Source organism: Novosphingobium sp. RL4, assembly GCF_035658495.1.
Taxonomy (GTDB): Bacteria; Pseudomonadota; Alphaproteobacteria; order Sphingomonadales; family Sphingomonadaceae; genus Novosphingobium.
In genome coordinates, this window is sequence record NZ_CP141944.1 from 2,395,545 (window position 1) to 2,410,670 (window position 15,126).

14 protein-coding genes are annotated in these 15,126 nt (G+C 63.8%); 11 read left to right on the plus strand and 3 right to left on the minus strand.

What is annotated here, in order from left to right; translation table 11 throughout:
• The first annotated feature begins 3 nt into the window (after positions 1–3).
• The 8 genes from trpE (at position 4) to lexA (ending at position 7,236) form a co-directional block, all read left to right on the plus strand.
• Entirely contained in the window at positions 4–1,515 is a 1,512-nt protein-coding gene (gene trpE / locus U9J33_RS11590; RefSeq protein WP_054437606.1) for an anthranilate synthase component I, read from the plus strand.
• Complete coding sequence (locus tag U9J33_RS11595; RefSeq protein WP_324695399.1) at positions 1,515–2,291, plus strand: phosphodiester glycosidase family protein; 777 nt, start codon at positions 1,515–1,517, stop codon at positions 2,289–2,291. Before trpE ends, U9J33_RS11595 begins: the two co-directional genes overlap by 1 nt.
• Positions 2,288–2,884 carry an anthranilate synthase component II gene (locus U9J33_RS11600; RefSeq protein ID WP_054437615.1) on the plus strand — a complete coding sequence of 199 codons (597 nt, stop codon included), beginning with the start codon at positions 2,288–2,290 and terminating at the stop codon, positions 2,882–2,884. The genes U9J33_RS11595 and U9J33_RS11600 overlap by 4 nt, the downstream gene beginning before the upstream one ends.
• Positions 2,881–3,882 (plus strand): anthranilate phosphoribosyltransferase, encoded by a 1,002-nt coding sequence (gene trpD / locus U9J33_RS11605; RefSeq protein ID WP_185997332.1) that lies wholly within the window; start codon positions 2,881–2,883, stop codon positions 3,880–3,882. Before U9J33_RS11600 ends, trpD begins: the two co-directional genes overlap by 4 nt.
• A 22-nt stretch (positions 3,883–3,904) precedes the next feature.
• Positions 3,905–4,693, plus strand: a complete 789-nt coding sequence (gene trpC, locus U9J33_RS11610; RefSeq protein WP_324695402.1) for an indole-3-glycerol phosphate synthase TrpC — start codon at positions 3,905–3,907, stop codon at positions 4,691–4,693.
• Between the two features lie 62 nt (positions 4,694–4,755).
• Positions 4,756–5,235, plus strand: a complete 480-nt coding sequence (gene moaC / locus U9J33_RS11615; RefSeq protein WP_324695404.1) for a cyclic pyranopterin monophosphate synthase MoaC — start codon at positions 4,756–4,758, stop codon at positions 5,233–5,235.
• On the plus strand, positions 5,232–6,443 hold the full coding sequence (locus tag U9J33_RS11620) for a molybdopterin molybdotransferase MoeA (RefSeq protein WP_324695406.1): 1,212 nt from the start codon (positions 5,232–5,234) through the stop codon (positions 6,441–6,443). Before moaC ends, U9J33_RS11620 begins: the two co-directional genes overlap by 4 nt.
• 97 nt (positions 6,444–6,540) lie before the next feature.
• Positions 6,541–7,236, plus strand: coding sequence for a transcriptional repressor LexA (gene lexA, locus U9J33_RS11625; RefSeq protein ID WP_132469009.1), 696 nt, complete (start codon positions 6,541–6,543; stop codon positions 7,234–7,236).
• Between the two features lie 55 nt (positions 7,237–7,291).
• Here the strand turns inward: lexA and U9J33_RS11630 are convergent, their stop codons facing one another.
• Positions 7,292–9,505: a ComEC/Rec2 family competence protein gene (locus U9J33_RS11630; protein WP_324695409.1), complete on the minus strand. Its 2,214-nt coding sequence runs from the start codon at positions 9,503–9,505 to the stop codon at positions 7,292–7,294.
• Between the two features lie 29 nt (positions 9,506–9,534).
• Between U9J33_RS11630 and gltX the strand changes: the two genes are divergently transcribed.
• The 3 genes from gltX to U9J33_RS11645 all read left to right on the plus strand — a co-directional run bounded on the left by gltX (position 9,535) and on the right by U9J33_RS11645 (position 12,778).
• Entirely contained in the window at positions 9,535–10,989 is a 1,455-nt protein-coding gene (gene gltX, locus U9J33_RS11635) for a glutamate--tRNA ligase (RefSeq protein WP_054437621.1), read from the plus strand.
• A gap of 13 nt (positions 10,990–11,002) precedes the next feature.
• Positions 11,003–12,286, plus strand: a complete 1,284-nt coding sequence (locus U9J33_RS11640) for a citrate synthase (protein ID WP_054437623.1) — start codon at positions 11,003–11,005, stop codon at positions 12,284–12,286.
• Positions 12,287–12,553: 267 nt separating this feature from the next.
• Positions 12,554–12,778, plus strand: coding sequence for a hypothetical protein (locus tag U9J33_RS11645; protein WP_324695412.1), 225 nt, complete (start codon positions 12,554–12,556; stop codon positions 12,776–12,778).
• Positions 12,779–12,785: 7 nt separating this feature from the next.
• On the opposite strand, the gene U9J33_RS11650 is transcribed toward U9J33_RS11645, so the two are convergent.
• Both U9J33_RS11650 and U9J33_RS11655 read right to left on the minus strand, forming a co-directional pair.
• Positions 12,786–14,162 (minus strand): sensor histidine kinase, encoded by a 1,377-nt coding sequence (locus U9J33_RS11650; protein WP_324695414.1) that lies wholly within the window; start codon positions 14,160–14,162, stop codon positions 12,786–12,788.
• Positions 14,162–15,115, minus strand: a complete 954-nt coding sequence (locus U9J33_RS11655) for a hypothetical protein (RefSeq protein WP_324695416.1) — start codon at positions 15,113–15,115, stop codon at positions 14,162–14,164. Before U9J33_RS11655 ends, U9J33_RS11650 begins: the two co-directional genes overlap by 1 nt.
• Between the last annotated feature and the right edge of the window lie 11 nt (positions 15,116–15,126).

The window sequence follows — 15,126 nt, forward strand, 5'->3', positions numbered from 1 at the left end:
GTTATGGAACGCGAATCGGATCGCCTTGCAGCATTGGCGCAGCTCTCTGAAGGCAAGCCTGCGCTGCTCTGGCGCAAGCTTGTCGCCGACACCGAGACCCCGGTCGCCGCCGCGCTGAAGCTCTTCGAGGAAGGGCGCGGGGATTTCGTGCTGGAATCCGTCGAGGGCGGCGAAACGCGCGGGCGCTACAGCCTGATCGGCCTTGACCCCGACCTGGTGTTCCGCGCCGAAGGCCACGCCTGCGAGATCAACCGCAACTGGCAGCACGACCGGGAGAGCTTCACCGCCCTTCCCGGCGACGCCCTGGCGGAACTGCGCGCGCTCGTCGAAAGCTGCCGGTTCGACGTGCCGCCGCAACTTCCCCCGGCACTTGCCTGCCTCGTCGGCTATTTCGGCTACGAGACGATTGGCCTGGTCGAGAAGCTGCCGCGCGCGCCGCAAAGCGCGCTTTCCTTGCCTGACATGTTGTTCGTGCGCCCCTCACTGATCCTCGTGTTCGATCGCCTTAGCGACGAACTGTTCTGTGTCGCGCCGCTCTGGCCGGAAGCAGGAGCGCCCGAGCGTCTGGTCGAACTCGCAGCGGAACGCATCGACGAGGCCCTGCGCAAGCTGGCCGCGCCGGTGCCCGCCGCGCCCACCGCTACGGATCTCGCCGAGCCGGTACAGACCCCGGTCATGGCTGCTGCCGACTACGAAGCCATGGTCCTCAGGGCAAAGAACTACATCGAGGCCGGCGACATATTCCAGGTGGTGTTGGCCCAGCGCTTCACTTGCGACTTCCCGCTGCCGCCCCTCGCGCTTTACCGCTCGCTGCGCCGCATCAATCCTTCGCCATTCCTCTATTTTCTCGACATGCCCGGCTTTGCGCTGATCGGATCGAGCCCTGAGATCCTCGTGCGCGTGCGCGAGGGCGAAGTGACGATCCGCCCGATCGCCGGCACCCGCCCGCGCGGCAAGAGCGCTGCCGAGGACAAGGCCAACGAAGTGAGCCTCCTCGCGGATCCCAAGGAACGCGCCGAGCATCTCATGCTGCTCGACCTCGGCCGCAACGACGTGGGCCGCGTGGCGGCCGCCGGTTCCGTTGAAGTGACCGACAGCTACACGATCGAGCGCTACAGCCACGTCATGCACATTGTCTCGAACGTGGTCGGCCAGCTCGACACGGAAAGGCACGATGCCATCGACGCCGTCTTCGCGGGCTTCCCGGCCGGCACTGTCTCCGGTGCCCCCAAGGTCCGCGCCTGCGAGATCATCGCGGAACTCGAACCGGAAACGCGCGGAGCTTACGCAGGCGGCGTGGGCTATTTCGCGCCGGACGGTTCTGTCGATTCCTGCATCGTCCTGCGCACCGGTGTCCTCAAGGACGGCGTGCTCCACGTGCAGGCGGGAGCCGGTATCGTTGCCGACAGCGATCCCGTCTACGAACAGCGCGAATGCGAGGCCAAGTCCGGCGCGCTGTTCGCCGCCGCCCGCGAAGCCGTGCGCGTCGCCGGGGAGCCGGGTTTCGGCCAGTGATGCGCGCCGCCGCCGCGGCCGTATTGCTTCTCGCTGCCTGCTCGTCGGGCGATGCGCGGCAGGAGGCCGCCGCGCCGCCCCCGCCTCCATGTGAAGGCGCCACCTTCGAAGGCGCCTCCTTTACGCATTGCACCGCCGATCCCGCGCGGCACACCATCCAGATGGTGCTCGGCCCGAAGGGCGGCGCCCCTTACCGCAGCCTCTCGCAATTGGCGGTGGATCGGCCCGGCAAGAACCACGCCGTCGCCTTCGCGATGAACGGCGGCATGTTCGACGAGAAGGGACAGCCGATCGGCTACTATGTCGAGGACGGCGTAAGACTGCACAAACTGAACACGAACGAGGGTTGGGGCAATTTCCACCTCCAGCCCAACGGCGTGTTCTATGGCGATGCGGATGGCCACTGGGCCGTGCGAGCCACGAACGATTTCGCCAGGAACATCGTCAACCGCCCGGATTTCGGCACCCAGTCCGGCCCCATGCTGGTGATCGGCGGCAAGCTTCATCCAAAGATCGACGCGGACGGCCGATCCAGGAAACTGCGCAATGCCGTGGGCGTGGACCGCAAGGGCCGCGCCCATTTCGTAATTTCGGACGAGCCGGTTTCCTTCGGGAAGCTTGGACGCTACTTCCGTGACAAACTCGATTGCCCCAATGCGCTGTTCCTCGACGGCAGTGTATCCTCGCTCTGGGACCCGGAGCACGGGCGCGTGGACGGCGGGCCTCCGCTGGGCCCCTTGATCGTCGTCGAGAAAGCGACGAAAGGCAGTACATGATCCTCGTCATCGACAATTACGACAGCTTTACCTGGAACCTGGTCCATTACGTGATGGAACTCGGCGCCGAAGTGGAAGTGGTGCGCAACGACGCCCTGACCGCCGCGCAGGCCATAGACAGCGGCGCGCAGGGTTTCCTTCTCTCGCCCGGCCCCTGCACGCCGAACGAGGCGGGTATCAGCCTCGATCTCGTGGGCGCCGCTGCCGACGCCGGCAAGCCGCTTCTCGGTGTCTGCCTTGGCCATCAGTCGATCGGTCAGTACTTTGGCGGCAAGGTCGTGCGCGGCGGCCTGATGCACGGCAAGACTTCCCCTGTCACCCATGACGATACCGGCGTCTTCCAGGGCATCCCCTCGCCCTTCACCGCGACGCGCTATCATTCGCTCATTGTCGAGGACATTCCGCAGGCGCTCAAGGTCAATGCCCGTTCGGACGATGGCCACGTCATGGGCTTCCGCCATGCCACGCTGCCGATCCACGGCGTGCAGTTCCACCCGGAAAGCATCGCGACCGAACACGGCCACGCGATGCTGGCAAACTATCTCAAGCTCTGCGGCCTCGACCCGAAGCTTCCGGCCCGCCTCGCCGCATGACTGTGGCAAGCCTTCCCGATCCGCTGCACCCTATCGAGGAAGCCGAAGCCGAAGAGGCTTTCGGTGCTATCCTCGATGGCAAGGTCGATGACGAAGCCATCGTTCGCTTCCTCATTGCCCTGACCGACCGCGGCGAAACCGCCGGCGAGATCGCCGGCGCTGCTCGCGCGATGCGGGCACGGATGATCCCCATCGCAGCGCCCGGCAACGCTATCGACGTTTGCGGCACCGGCGGCGACGGGCACCATACTCTCAACGTCTCCACAGCGGTCTCGCTGGTGGTAGCAGCCTGCGGCGTCCCGGTCGCCAAGCACGGCAACCGTGCGGCCAGTTCCAAGGCCGGCGCGGCCGATACCCTCGAAGCGCTGGGCCTCAACCTGGACCGGGCTGCCGAAACCGCGGAAGAAACGCTCGGCGACCTTGGCATCTGCTTCCTGTTCGCCGCGCGCCACCACCCCGCGATGGGCCGCATCATGCCCATCCGCAAGGCGATCGGCCGCCGCACGATTTTCAACCTCATGGGCCCGCTCGCCAACCCCGCGAACGTCAAGCGCCAGCTCGTCGGCATTGCCCGCCCTGCCTATGTGCCGATCTATGCCGAAGCGCTGATGCACCTCGGCAGTGAGCACTCGTTCGTCATATCCGGGGATGAAGGGCTCGACGAACTCAGCCTCGCCGGCGGCAACGAAGTGGCCGAGATCAGGCATGGCGAACTCTCAATGCGCCGGATATCGCCGGAAGATGTCGGCCTGCCGATATCGCCGGTCGGCGCCATCCGCGGCGGCGACGCCGCTCACAACGCCGATGCCCTGCGCCGCCTTTTGCTGGGTGAAACCGGCGCTTATCGCGATGCCGTGCTGCTGAACGCCGCCGGCGCACTGATCGTCGCCGGTGAAGTCGAAACCTGGCAGGAAGGCGTCGAGGAAGCGGCGGAAGCCATCGACAAGGGCCTCGCCAATGCCCTGCTCAACTGCTGGATTTCAGCGCTCAAGTCCTGACCCAGACGGTCCCGAGGAAACCATGTCCGACAAGCTTACCGAAATCTGCGACACCAAGCGCGTGGAAGTCGAAACCCGCAAGGGCTTCGCCACCGTGAACGACCTCGACGCTCGCGCCGTGGGCCAGTCCGCTCCGCGCGGTTTCGAGGCTGCGCTGCGCCGCAAGGCCCAGGATGGCTTTGCCCTGATTGCGGAAATCAAGAAAGCTTCGCCGTCCAAGGGACTGATCCGGCCTGATTTTCGCCCGGCAGAACATGCTGTCGCCTATGAGCGCGGCGGCGCGGCTTGCCTTTCGGTCCTCACCGACGCTCCCTATTTCCAAGGCCACGAGGACTATCTGGAGGATGCTCGCGCTGCATGCGCATTGCCGGTCATCCGCAAGGACTTCATGGTCGATCCCTGGCAGGTCGCAGAGGCCCGCGCGATCGGCGCGGACGCCATCCTCATCATCGTTGCCGCTCTCGACGACGTCCTGATGGCTGAACTCGAAGCAGCTGCTCACGAACGGGGCATGGATTGCCTCGTCGAAGTTCACAACGAATCTGAAATGGAGCGTGCAAGCCGGTTGAAATCGCGCCTGATCGGGGTCAACAATCGCGATCTCAAGCACTTCGTCACGGATATCGCCATTACCGAACGTCTGGCCCCCCTCGCACCCGGAGGGACCCTGCTCGTCAGTGAAAGCGGGATCAACGCCCATTCCGATCTGATCCGTCTGTCAGGTTGCGGTGCGCGGACGTTCCTGGTCGGCGAAAGCCTGATGCGCGAAGCTGACGTGGAAGCTGCGACCAAAGCACTGCTTTTCGGCTGATCCGCGACTTCAGACCGTTTCGAGATTAGCGTAAGCACGCAGATCCATGGAGAGGTGAGGCGATGAGCAAGAGCCTGACGCACATCGATACCGAAGGGACCGCACGCATGGTCGACGTCGGCTCCAAGAATGAGACACGGCGTGTCGCGGTGGCCTCCGGCCGCATCGTGATGACGCAGGATGCGCTCGAAGCGATCCAGGCCGGCAATGCCCCCAAGGGAGATGTCCTGGGCACTGCCCGTATCGCCGGCATCATGGCCGCTAAGAAGACCGGTGACCTTATCCCGATGTGCCACCCGCTGTTGCTTGATGCCGTAAACCTCGATTTCACGTTTGACGCACAAGCCATATCCGCCAAGGCAACGGTAAGTCTAAGCGGCAAGACTGGCGTTGAAATGGAAGCGATTACAGCGGTTTCCGTCGCACTCGTAACAATCTACGACATGGCGAAAGCGCTTGATAAGGGCATGATCATCGGCGACATTCGCCTGATCGAGAAGACAGGTGGAAAATCGGGCCACTGGCGAGCTGAAGCGCTGTGAAGCCGCACCTTTCCCTCGAGGAAGCGCAGTCCCGTCTTCTTGCACTTGTCGAGCCTCTCCCCATCGAGCGGGTCGATATCGACGGCGCGCTCGGACGCTTTCTAGCGGAACCCTTGCGCGCTCATCGCAGTCAGCCTCCGGCTGATCTCTCGGCAATGGATGGATATGCCGTAACCGCCGACCTGTCGGGGCCTTGGCGCGTTATTGGCGAGAGCGCGGCCGGCCATCCTTACGAAGCGTCAGTCGGCGCGGGCGAAGCAGTAAGGATTTCGACCGGTGCGATGCTGCCTGAGGGCGCCCAAGCCGTTATCCTTCAGGAAGACCTCGCTCGCGAGGGGCAACAGATCACCCTGACGGGAGAGGCACCCGAACCTAGCCACCGCCATATCCGGCGCTGCGGCATGGACTTTGTGGAAGGCCGCGAACTTCTCGCCGCCGGTACTTTGATCGGCCCGGCGCAAGCCGCGCTCGGCATTGCCGCCGGCCATCGCCACCTGCCCGTCCGACGGATTCCGCGGGTAACCGTCATAGATAGCGGCGACGAACTCTCGACCGACCCTGAGTTCTGCGCCAACCATCAGGTTCCTGCCAGCAACGGCGTCATGCTGGTTGCCATGGCCCGCTCTCTTCCGGTGGATGCGAACCGGATAGGCCCCGTGGCCGACAAGCTCGATGACCTCATCGCCGCCTTCGAACAGGCGAGCGATTCTGACGTCATCGTGACCAGCGGGGGTGCCTCGGTCGGCGATCACGATCTTGTCCGCCCGGCCCTCGAAGCATGGGGCGCACAGCTGGACTTCTGGCGCGTGGCCATCAAGCCGGGCAAGCCCCTGCTCGTGGCGACCCGCCAGCGCGCTACCGGGCCGCAAATTATCATCGGATTACCGGGGAATCCGGTATCCAGCCTTGTGACAGCCTATCAGTTTCTCCTGCCTGTCCTGCGGGCCCTGTTGGGGGCTTCACGGCCAATCCCACAGCCGGTTGCAACCCGGCTTTCGGCCCCCCTGCCCGCTGCGGGCAACCGCCGGGAGTTTTTGCGCGGTTACTGGAACGGCGAGACGGTCTGCGCGAACCCGCTTCAGGACAGCGGCGCTCTGGCATCGCTCGCGGCAAGCAATGTACTGATCGATCGCCCCATTGGCGCGCCGGCCGCGAATGCAGGAGATGTTGTTGAAGTGTTCTTGCTCCAAAATGGCGGTATTGCTTGACGATACCGGATTCGTTGCATAATTGTTCCCTCATTGTTCGCAGGCAAATCGCCGGACGAGACAGGGCCATGGGCCGCAGAACGAAGAGGCAACGCAGATGTTGACGCGCAAGCAGCACGAATTGCTCCGGTTCATTCAGGTCCGGCTTGAGGAAAGCGGCATCTCGCCCAGCTTCGAGGAAATGAAGGAAGCGCTGGACCTCAAGTCCAAGTCCGGCGTTCACCGCCTGATTTCCGCCTTGGAGGAACGGGGTTTCATTCGCCGCCTCCCCAATCGCGCTCGCGCTCTCGAAGTCCTGCGCCAGCCTGAGGATGCAACGTCCAAACCTGCAAGATCGACTCCGGCGGCGAACAGCAACGATACTGCAGCGCCTGTCCGCGCACCCCAGATCGCACCTGCCCCCGCGAACGATGTCATCGAAATCCCACTCCACGGCCGCATCGCCGCCGGCGTGCCGATCGAGGCCTTCGAAGGACAGTCCATGCTCCCGGTTCCCGCAGCGCTGCTTGGTTCGGGCGAACACTATGCGCTCGAGGTTTCGGGTGATTCGATGATAGACGCGGGCATCCTCGACGGCGATTTCGCCTTGGTGAAGCGCACCAATACCGCTCGCGACGGTGAAATTGTCGTCGCTCTCGTGCGAGGGGCTGAAGCCACGCTCAAGTATCTGCGCCGCGAAGCCGGAATGGTGCGCCTTGACCCTGCCAATGCCGCTTACGAACCGCAGATTTATGGGCCTGACGAAGTCGAGGTTCAGGGCAAACTGGCCGGACTGCTACGCCGCTATCACTGATGCGGCTCAAGCGTGAGACGATGTCCGGTTGTTCCGCCGTCTCGCCGCCGCGTTATTACCGGGCCTTGGCGATGACGCCATAAGAAAGCGGCGGCGAACGCCACCACCCATGATCACCTTGCGCATCTGCCACTGAATGTACCGTGCGGCGCTTCAGGTCGATCGCCACGCCGCCCGTCTTGCTCAGCATGTTGCGATCCGCCTTCAGCCAGATTGGCTGACAACTTCGCGGCAGACGTCGGCCCGCAATTACGAGATAGGCGCGCTGGCAGGCCCGAGCCAAAGTGTCTTCCGGCACGATATCCCGGCCCCTGGCGATCAGTATGTGGCGCGCCTTCCCGCCACGTTCCAGCATCAACGCACAGAAATCCGGGTTGCATCGCACGCCCGGCCAGTCTGCAATCAAGACGGGTTTTGACTGAACTCCCGCTACTTCCATCAGATTGTCCAAAACGTAATCGCTCGAGCTGTCGCGCAGCATGACAAGGCGCCTCCCCGGACCGTCAATCAAAGCAACTTGGCGGCCATCTCCCGAAACGACGATGTCCGGCGGGGTCAGCAGGAGCAGGCCGATAAAGCCGCTGGCGACTGGAAGCAGACCCCAGAGCCTGGCTTTTCCGTGCCAAAGCCCCAGCCAAAGTCCTCCAGTCACGAAAAGTAGAAACTGCCATCCGCCCATCGTCGGCGCCATGCTCACCGCACCGGGCCGCGAGGCGATGAACCGTGCCAGACCGATCAGCAGATCGATGGCTACTCCAGCAAGCCACCAGACCGGCGATCCGGCCCCAACGATATCGAAAAGCAGCGCCGCGCCGACCAGGGGCATGACAAGAAAGGTCGTGAGCGGGATGGCAACCACATTGGCGATCGATCCATAGAGTCCGGCGCGGTGAAAATGATAAAGTCCGATCGGCATCAGCGCGAGTTCGATGGCTACGCCCGTGACGAGGATCAGGGATAGGCTGCGCAGCGCCTTGAAAGGCAATGCTTCGTCACGGGCCGAGAACCAATGCCGGATGGGCACCGCATTGCCTAACGCGATCAGCACGACAACGGCGGCAAAGCTCATCTGGAAGCTAGCGCCCACAATCGATTCGGGCCAGATCAGAAGGACGATGAAGGCGGCCGCCGCAAGCAATCGCATCGACAGCGCCTCACGCCCCATCGCCAATGCGGCAAGTACCAGTAGCGCGCTCACGCAGGAGCGTATGGTCGGCACCTGCGATCCGCTCAGCAAAGTGTAACCAACGCCCGCCAATGCCCCGCTAGCCGACGCAAGGACAGGCAATCGCACCCGCAACGCCAGCGCGGGAGATAACGCCAGCAGGCGCAGCGCGAGGATATAGACCGCACCGACAACTGCGCTGACATGCAGGCCGCTGATCGAGAGCAGATGCGCAAGTCCGGCATCGCGCATCGCCTGGGCCTCTGCCTTGCCGATCCCGCCCATGTCCCCTGTGACGAGCGCCGAGGCGATCCCGCCGGCGGATCCTTCAAGGCTTGCAGCGATATGACGGGACAGCCGCATTCGCTGCTCGCCAAGCCAGTCGTCACCCGCTCCGGGGGAAAGCACCTCCACAGGGGAAAGCACGGCGCCGGTTGCGGATATCCCGGCGAACCAAGCCGCCCTGGCGAAATCGTAGGCGCCAGGCAGCATCGGAGGTGCCGGAGGCATCAATCTCCCGCGGAATCGGATGATAGCGCCGGTTGAAAGTGCCGGAGACCGCGCCGATGCGGGCAAGTTCACGCGAACCTTGATCGGCCTGCCGGTCCCCGGCTCCCGCAGTGCCAGAATCAGTCTGTCCCGCTTCAGCGCCGGCTGCTCCTCGATCGCGAGAACGCGGGCCGTGAATGTTCCGAACAGCGGCCTTGCGATCGCCGGCTGACCAACCGTTTCCGAGCGCGCCCAGACAACGAGACATCCCGCCATGACGAGAAGCGAGCAAGCGATCATCGCCTGCCTGATATATGGAATCCGCGTAGCACCCTGAAGGCAGTACAGTGCGAATAAAGCAACTGCGACGCATACTACGCAAAGGGTGACCCACTCCTCGGCTGTAGGCAGGAAAAACCACGCAGTTATGCCGGTTCCGAAGGCTACGGTGAGCCATGGTCCTCTAGCGAAACCGCAGTTCGAAAGAAAACACTCGACACCGGCCAAACTGCTCGACAAGTGGCTCTGGCTGATCCATGGGCGATGCTGCAATGCAGCGGTTCCGGCAAGATCCGGATGCTCTGAATCAAGTGACGTGGCGGCTTGGCTGGCCATGGCGCGCATAGGACAGGAAGGTTACAATAATGGCAAGCGGCAGTGCATCGAGCGGACCAGACGGCAGCAAGGCCGTCGTCACGCGCTTTGCCCCCTCGCCCACGGGTTATCTCCATATCGGCGGCGCCCGTACCGCACTTTTCAACTGGCTCTTCGCCCGCCATCACGGCGGCAAGTACCTGCTTCGCATCGAAGATACCGATCGCGCTCGTTCGACCGAGCCCGCGATCGAGGCGATCTTCGACGGCCTGACATGGCTCGGGCTCGAAGGCGATGAACCGGCCGTGTTCCAGTTCGCCCGTTCCGACCGCCATGCCGAAGTGGCTGCCGAACTGCTGGCCGGCGGTCATGCCTATCGCTGCTACCTTACTTCCGAGGAACTGGCCGAGCGCAGGCAGAAGGCCCAGGAAGAACGCCGTCCGTTCCGCATCGACAGCGAATGGCGCGATGCCGATCCCTCGACCTGGCCTGCTGACAAGTCCTACGTCGTGCGCGTGAAGGCCCCGCGCGACGGCGAAACGACGATCAACGATCTCGTGCAGGGCGAAGTTACCGTCAGGAACGAGGAAATCGACGATTTCGTCATCCTCCGCTCCGACGGCACGCCTACCTACATGCTCGCCGTCGTCGTGGACGACAACGACATGGGCGTCACGCACGTCCTGCGCGGAGACGATCACCTCAACAATGCCTTCCGGCAGCTTGTGATCATTCACGGCATGGGCTGGGACGTGCCTGTCTACGGCCATGTCCCGCTCATCCATGGCTCTGACGGCGCAAAGCTGTCGAAGCGTCACGGCGCGCTGGGCGTGGACGCCTATCGTGACGATATGGGCGTGCTTCCGGAAGCGCTGTTCAACTACCTGCTTCGCCTTGGCTGGGGCCATGGCGACGAGGAATTCATCAGCCGCGAGAAGGCGGTCGAATGGTTCGACATGGCGGACGTGGGCAAGTCGCCCTCCCGCTTCGACCTCGCCAAGCTCCAGAATCTCAACGGCCACTACCTTCGCGAGGCCAGCGATGCGCGTCTCGCCGAACTGGTGCTGCCGCGACTGGTGCAGGCCGGCTACGAAGACCCCGACCTCGCCCTGCTCACGCAGGCGATGCCGGTACTGAAGGTCCGCGCAAAGGACCTCAACGAACTTGCAGAAGGCGCCGCCTTCCTTTTTGCCAAGCGTCCGCTCGCATTCAGCGAGAAGGCGCAGGCGCTTCTGACGGACGAGGCGCGGGGGCGCCTTGCCGCCATTCACGAGCGTCTGTCCGCGCAGCCCGAATGGGCTCTGGAGGCATTGGAAGCCAGCCTGAAGGCAATGGCCGAGGATCTGGGATTGGGCCTCGGCAAGCTCGCGCAACCCTTGCGGGCGGCCCTGACTGGTCAGACGACCTCTCCGGGTATTTTCGACGTATTGGTTTTGCTCGGCCGGGACGAAAGCCTCGCACGCATTGGCGCGCAAGCGGACGCCACGACCGGGTCGCACATATAAGGAGTAAGAACTGGTGGGTGATCAGGTCAAACTGAATGCTGGTGGCACGGAATTCGACTATCCCGTGCTCAAGGGCAGCGTCGGCCCGGATGTCATCGATATCCGCAAGCTCTATGCCCAGACGGGCAAGTTCACGTACGATCCGGGGTTCACGTCGACGGCGAGCTGCGAGAGCGCGCTGACCTACATCGACGGCGACGAGGGCGTCCTGCTCCATCGCGGTTACCCGATCGGTCAGCTGGCCGAGAATTCGTCGTTCATGGAAGTCTGCTATCTCATGCTGAACGGCGAACTGCCGAACGGCGGTGAGCTCGACAACTTCTCGAACACCATCACGCGCCACACCATGCTCCACGAGCAGCTGGCGAACTTCTACCGCGGTTTCCGCCGTGACGCCCACCCGATGGCGATCATGTGCGGTGTGGTCGGCGCCCTTTCGGCGTTCTACCACGATTCGACCGACATCTCCGATCCCGAGCATCGCAAGATCAGCTCGCACCGCCTGATCGCCAAGATGCCGACGATCGCCGCTGCGGCCTACAAGTACTCGGTCGGACAGCCCTTCCTCTACCCGGATAACTCGCTGAGCTACACGGGCAACTTCCTGCGCATGACCTTCGGCGTGCCTGCGGAAGAGTATGAAGTGATCCCCGCCGTCGAAAAGGCGATGGACCGTATCTTCATCCTCCACGCCGACCACGAGCAGAACGCCTCGACCTCGACCGTGCGCCTTGCCGGTTCGTCGGGCGCGAACCCGTTTGCGTGCATCGCGGCCGGTATCGCCTGCCTCTGGGGTCCTGCCCATGGTGGCGCGAACGAAGCCGCGCTCAACATGCTCAAGGAAATCGGTACGCCGGACAAGATCCCGCACTACATCGAGCGCGCGAAGGACAAGAACGATCCGTTCCGCCTGATGGGCTTCGGCCACCGCGTCTACAAGAACTACGATCCGCGCGCCACGGTCATGCAGAAGACCGTCCGCGAGGTGTTCGACGCGCTCAAGGTCACCGACCCGCTGTTCGAGACGGCCCTGCGCCTCGAGGAAATCGCGCTGAGCGATCCGTACTTCGTCGAGAAGAAGCTCTTCCCGAACGTCGACTTCTATTCGGGCATCATCCTCTCGGCCATCGGTTTCCCGACCACGATGTTCACCGCGCTCTTCGCTCTCGCCCGCACCGTGGGCTGGGTCGCGCAGTGGAACGAAATGATCTCCGATCCCGGCCAGAAGATCGGTCGTCCGCGCCAGCTCTACACCGGCCCGACGCAGCGCGATTACATCCCGCTCGACAAGCGCTGAGACTGAGCAGCAAAGTATCGCGAGACATTGCGATAATTCGAAGAGGCCCTCGCGAAAGCGGGGGCCTTTTTCGTTGTGCTTCGGCTGACGTCGCAGCGGCGAACCGGCTCTTCGAAAAATCGGGGTGTCGCACGCGATGAGCGGGGAGTATCCTGCTGGCAGGAACAACTTGCGAATCAATTGCGCGGCGTCCGCAGGAACTTCACAGATCCAGCCACATTCTCGCCGCAAGTTGCTGTCAGGTGTCAAAATTCCTTTGGAGGAATCATGATGCTGTTCCTCAGAATTCTTGTGATCCTTGTTGGACTATGCGCCATCGGCATGGGTATCCTGCTCGTCGGCCAGGGTACGGGCGTCGTCCCATGGCCATTGGACAGCTTCATGCTGGATGACCGTGGATGGGCGATACGCGGCGCCGTGATGGCAGCCGTGGGCGGCATCCTGATCTGGCTCGCCCGTCGCGGGAATGGCGCCAGCAACAACCACCTCTAGGTGAGGTTCAGGCCTCGGGGTCTGCCGGCACTTCCAGAATGAAACGAGCCCCCTGCCCCGGAGCGCTTTGCACCGACAGTTCGCCGCCCATCGCGCGGGCCAGACTGCGCGATATATAGAGGCCGAGCCCGGAACCGCCGTCGCCGCTGCGGCCAAGGCGCTCGAATTTCTCGAAGACCTTCTCCTGGCTCTCCTGCGAGATCCCCGGCCCCTGGTCAGCCACGATCACGCGCGCACGGTCGCCGGCCGCTTCCAGTCGGAGCCAGATGTGGGACTGTTCGGGAGAATAGCGGATCGCATTGCCGATGAGGTTGAGCAAAACTTGAAGAACGCGGCGATATTCCGCCACGGCGGGAAGCGCCTCCGCTGCGTGCGGGGCCTCGATCACGATGTTCTTCTCCCGCGCCCGTACATTCAGGATGCCCGCTGCCTGCCGCGCAAGTTCGGACAAGTCCACATGGTCCGGCGCGGTGCTGAAGCCTTCGGTCTCCACGACTTCGAGATCGGCAAGATCGCCGAGGAGATCGAGCAGCAGCTTTCCTGCGCCCGCAATTTCTCCGGCATATTCCGCGTAGGCATCCGGCAGTGGCCCGGCGAGGCGCGTGCGGATGGTCTCGGCATTGGCGATGATGCGCGAGATCGGCTGCCGCAGGACCGGTGCCAGATCCTGCCCGACAAGACTCCGGCGAAGCATGGGCTCCATCGGCTCACGCGCCGGCGCGGCGGTGGAAGCCGGGGTATCGGAGACCAGCAGCAGTTCGAAACCGGCAGGGTCGAAGCCCGGGCGCATGTGCGGAACCAGCGAGACGCGCCAGGATCGCTGCGAACCCGGCACCGCGACCCGCACGCCGTCAAGAAGGCGCCAATGCAGCGGCTGCTGATGCGTGACATTCTCGGGGGGAAGAAATTCCGTCCAGAGTTGCCCGAACCCCGTTTCCATCGCCGCCGTCACGTCAGCGAGTTCCGCACTGTCCGACATGACGGCAAGCACGCGCTGCCCGGCGTCAAGCTGTGCGCTCAATTCGGCAAGGTGGCGATCGATCATGGTCCGGCGACGTTCGACCGACGCGGCATCCTCCACCGGTGCCGGCGCAGTCTGCCAGTTACGAACCACGATCTGGCAACCTTCGCCCCGTCCCTGCGGCTCGACTTCGACCCAGGCGGTGATCACGTCGCCGCCGTCGTGCGCGCTGACGGCGCGCGCGAGGCGAAAACCATAGCGACGGGCCTTGCGAACGAGTTCGAGAAGTTCGGGCACGGCGATAGTACCGGGCAGTTCCCCGCCGCAACGCTCCTGCAAACCCGCCAGCGGTTCGTCCGCTTCCAGCAATCGGTCCTGCGCATCGCAAACAGCGCGGGCGATGATGGTGCCTTCCATCAGCATCAGCCGCCGTGCCGCCCGGTTGCCAGAATAGATGCGGCCAGATGGCTGCCGAGCCTCTCAAAGCCGTCTGGCAACATCGCTTCGGGGTGAATGGCCAGAAACTGCTTTTCGATGTCGGCAGCCTTCAGCCCCGCTGCGCGCAAGGCAAGGGCGAGACGCGCCAGTTGCGCCTCATGGGTGGCGAGCACCGCTGCCTCCCGGCGCAGGCCGGAACCGATCGCCAGAGCCGTAAGGAACAGCGCGGCGCCGGCATGTCCTACCGAAAGCGCGGCGTGGAACGCGGCGCCAAGGCCGGTCACCAGCCTTGCCGAAAGGCCAAGGCGGGTCGCGCCTTCATCGTAGCGGCGGCGCACATCGGCCTCCACCAACGCAAGACGCTCCATCCGTTCGGGACTGCCCGCTACCATGCCGCGAACAGCCAGCAGCGCTCGGTGCAGCAGTTCACCCGGCAGTTCGGTAAGGCTGAGGCTCATGCGGCGCTGGCGCTGGCACCAGCGCGCCTGTGACGCGAGCCATTTGACGGCAATCCCCTGCACAGTGCTGTCGGGCGAAGAAGCCATGGCCTGCACCAGCGGTGAAACGACGGGATCGAGCGCCAGACGCGACTGCAGGCGCTCGGTCATTTGCCATTCGAGTGCAAGCGCATGAACGTGCGAGAGAATCAGCGGGTCGCCCATGAACATCCGCGCCAGATCCTCGATATCTTCGGACATCTGGACGGCTGTGGATCCGTCAGCGTGAAGAGGCTCGATCACTCCGCGCGCCAGTTCCGCCAGCATCCCGCGAACCCGCGCAAGAATTTCGTCACTGAACAGCGCGCTGTCTTCCGCCGCCAGCAGATATTGGAGGATCGGAAGTACGCTCTCGGCCATGGCGTCGCCGCGCGCGAGGTCCGCGCGAAGCAATGCCTCCGCGGTCTGGTCGTCGGCCGGATGAACAGCGTTGTCGATCATCCGTCCCGTTT

Excerpts from the sequence above, each read along its gene's own strand:
- trpE (WP_054437606.1), top strand. The coding sequence starts at position 4 with ATGGAACGCGAATCGGATCGCCTTGCAGCATTGGCGCAGCTCTCTGAA.
- U9J33_RS11595 (WP_324695399.1), top strand. The coding sequence starts at position 1,515 with ATGCGCGCCGCCGCCGCGGCCGTATTGCTTCTCGCTGCCTGCTCGTCG.
- U9J33_RS11600 (WP_054437615.1), top strand. The coding sequence starts at position 2,288 with ATGATCCTCGTCATCGACAATTACGACAGCTTTACCTGGAACCTGGTC.
- trpD (WP_185997332.1), top strand. The coding sequence starts at position 2,881 with ATGACTGTGGCAAGCCTTCCCGATCCGCTGCACCCTATCGAGGAAGCC.
- trpC (WP_324695402.1), top strand. The coding sequence starts at position 3,905 with ATGTCCGACAAGCTTACCGAAATCTGCGACACCAAGCGCGTGGAAGTC.
- moaC (WP_324695404.1), top strand. The coding sequence starts at position 4,756 with ATGAGCAAGAGCCTGACGCACATCGATACCGAAGGGACCGCACGCATG.
- lexA (WP_132469009.1), top strand. The coding sequence starts at position 6,541 with ATGTTGACGCGCAAGCAGCACGAATTGCTCCGGTTCATTCAGGTCCGG.
- U9J33_RS11630 (WP_324695409.1), bottom strand. The coding sequence starts at position 9,505 with ATGGCCAGCCAAGCCGCCACGTCACTTGATTCAGAGCATCCGGATCTT.
- gltX (WP_054437621.1), top strand. The coding sequence starts at position 9,535 with ATGGCAAGCGGCAGTGCATCGAGCGGACCAGACGGCAGCAAGGCCGTC.
- U9J33_RS11645 (WP_324695412.1), top strand. The coding sequence starts at position 12,554 with ATGATGCTGTTCCTCAGAATTCTTGTGATCCTTGTTGGACTATGCGCC.
- U9J33_RS11650 (WP_324695414.1), bottom strand. The coding sequence starts at position 14,162 with ATGCTGATGGAAGGCACCATCATCGCCCGCGCTGTTTGCGATGCGCAG.
- U9J33_RS11655 (WP_324695416.1), bottom strand. The coding sequence starts at position 15,115 with ATGATCGACAACGCTGTTCATCCGGCCGACGACCAGACCGCGGAGGCA.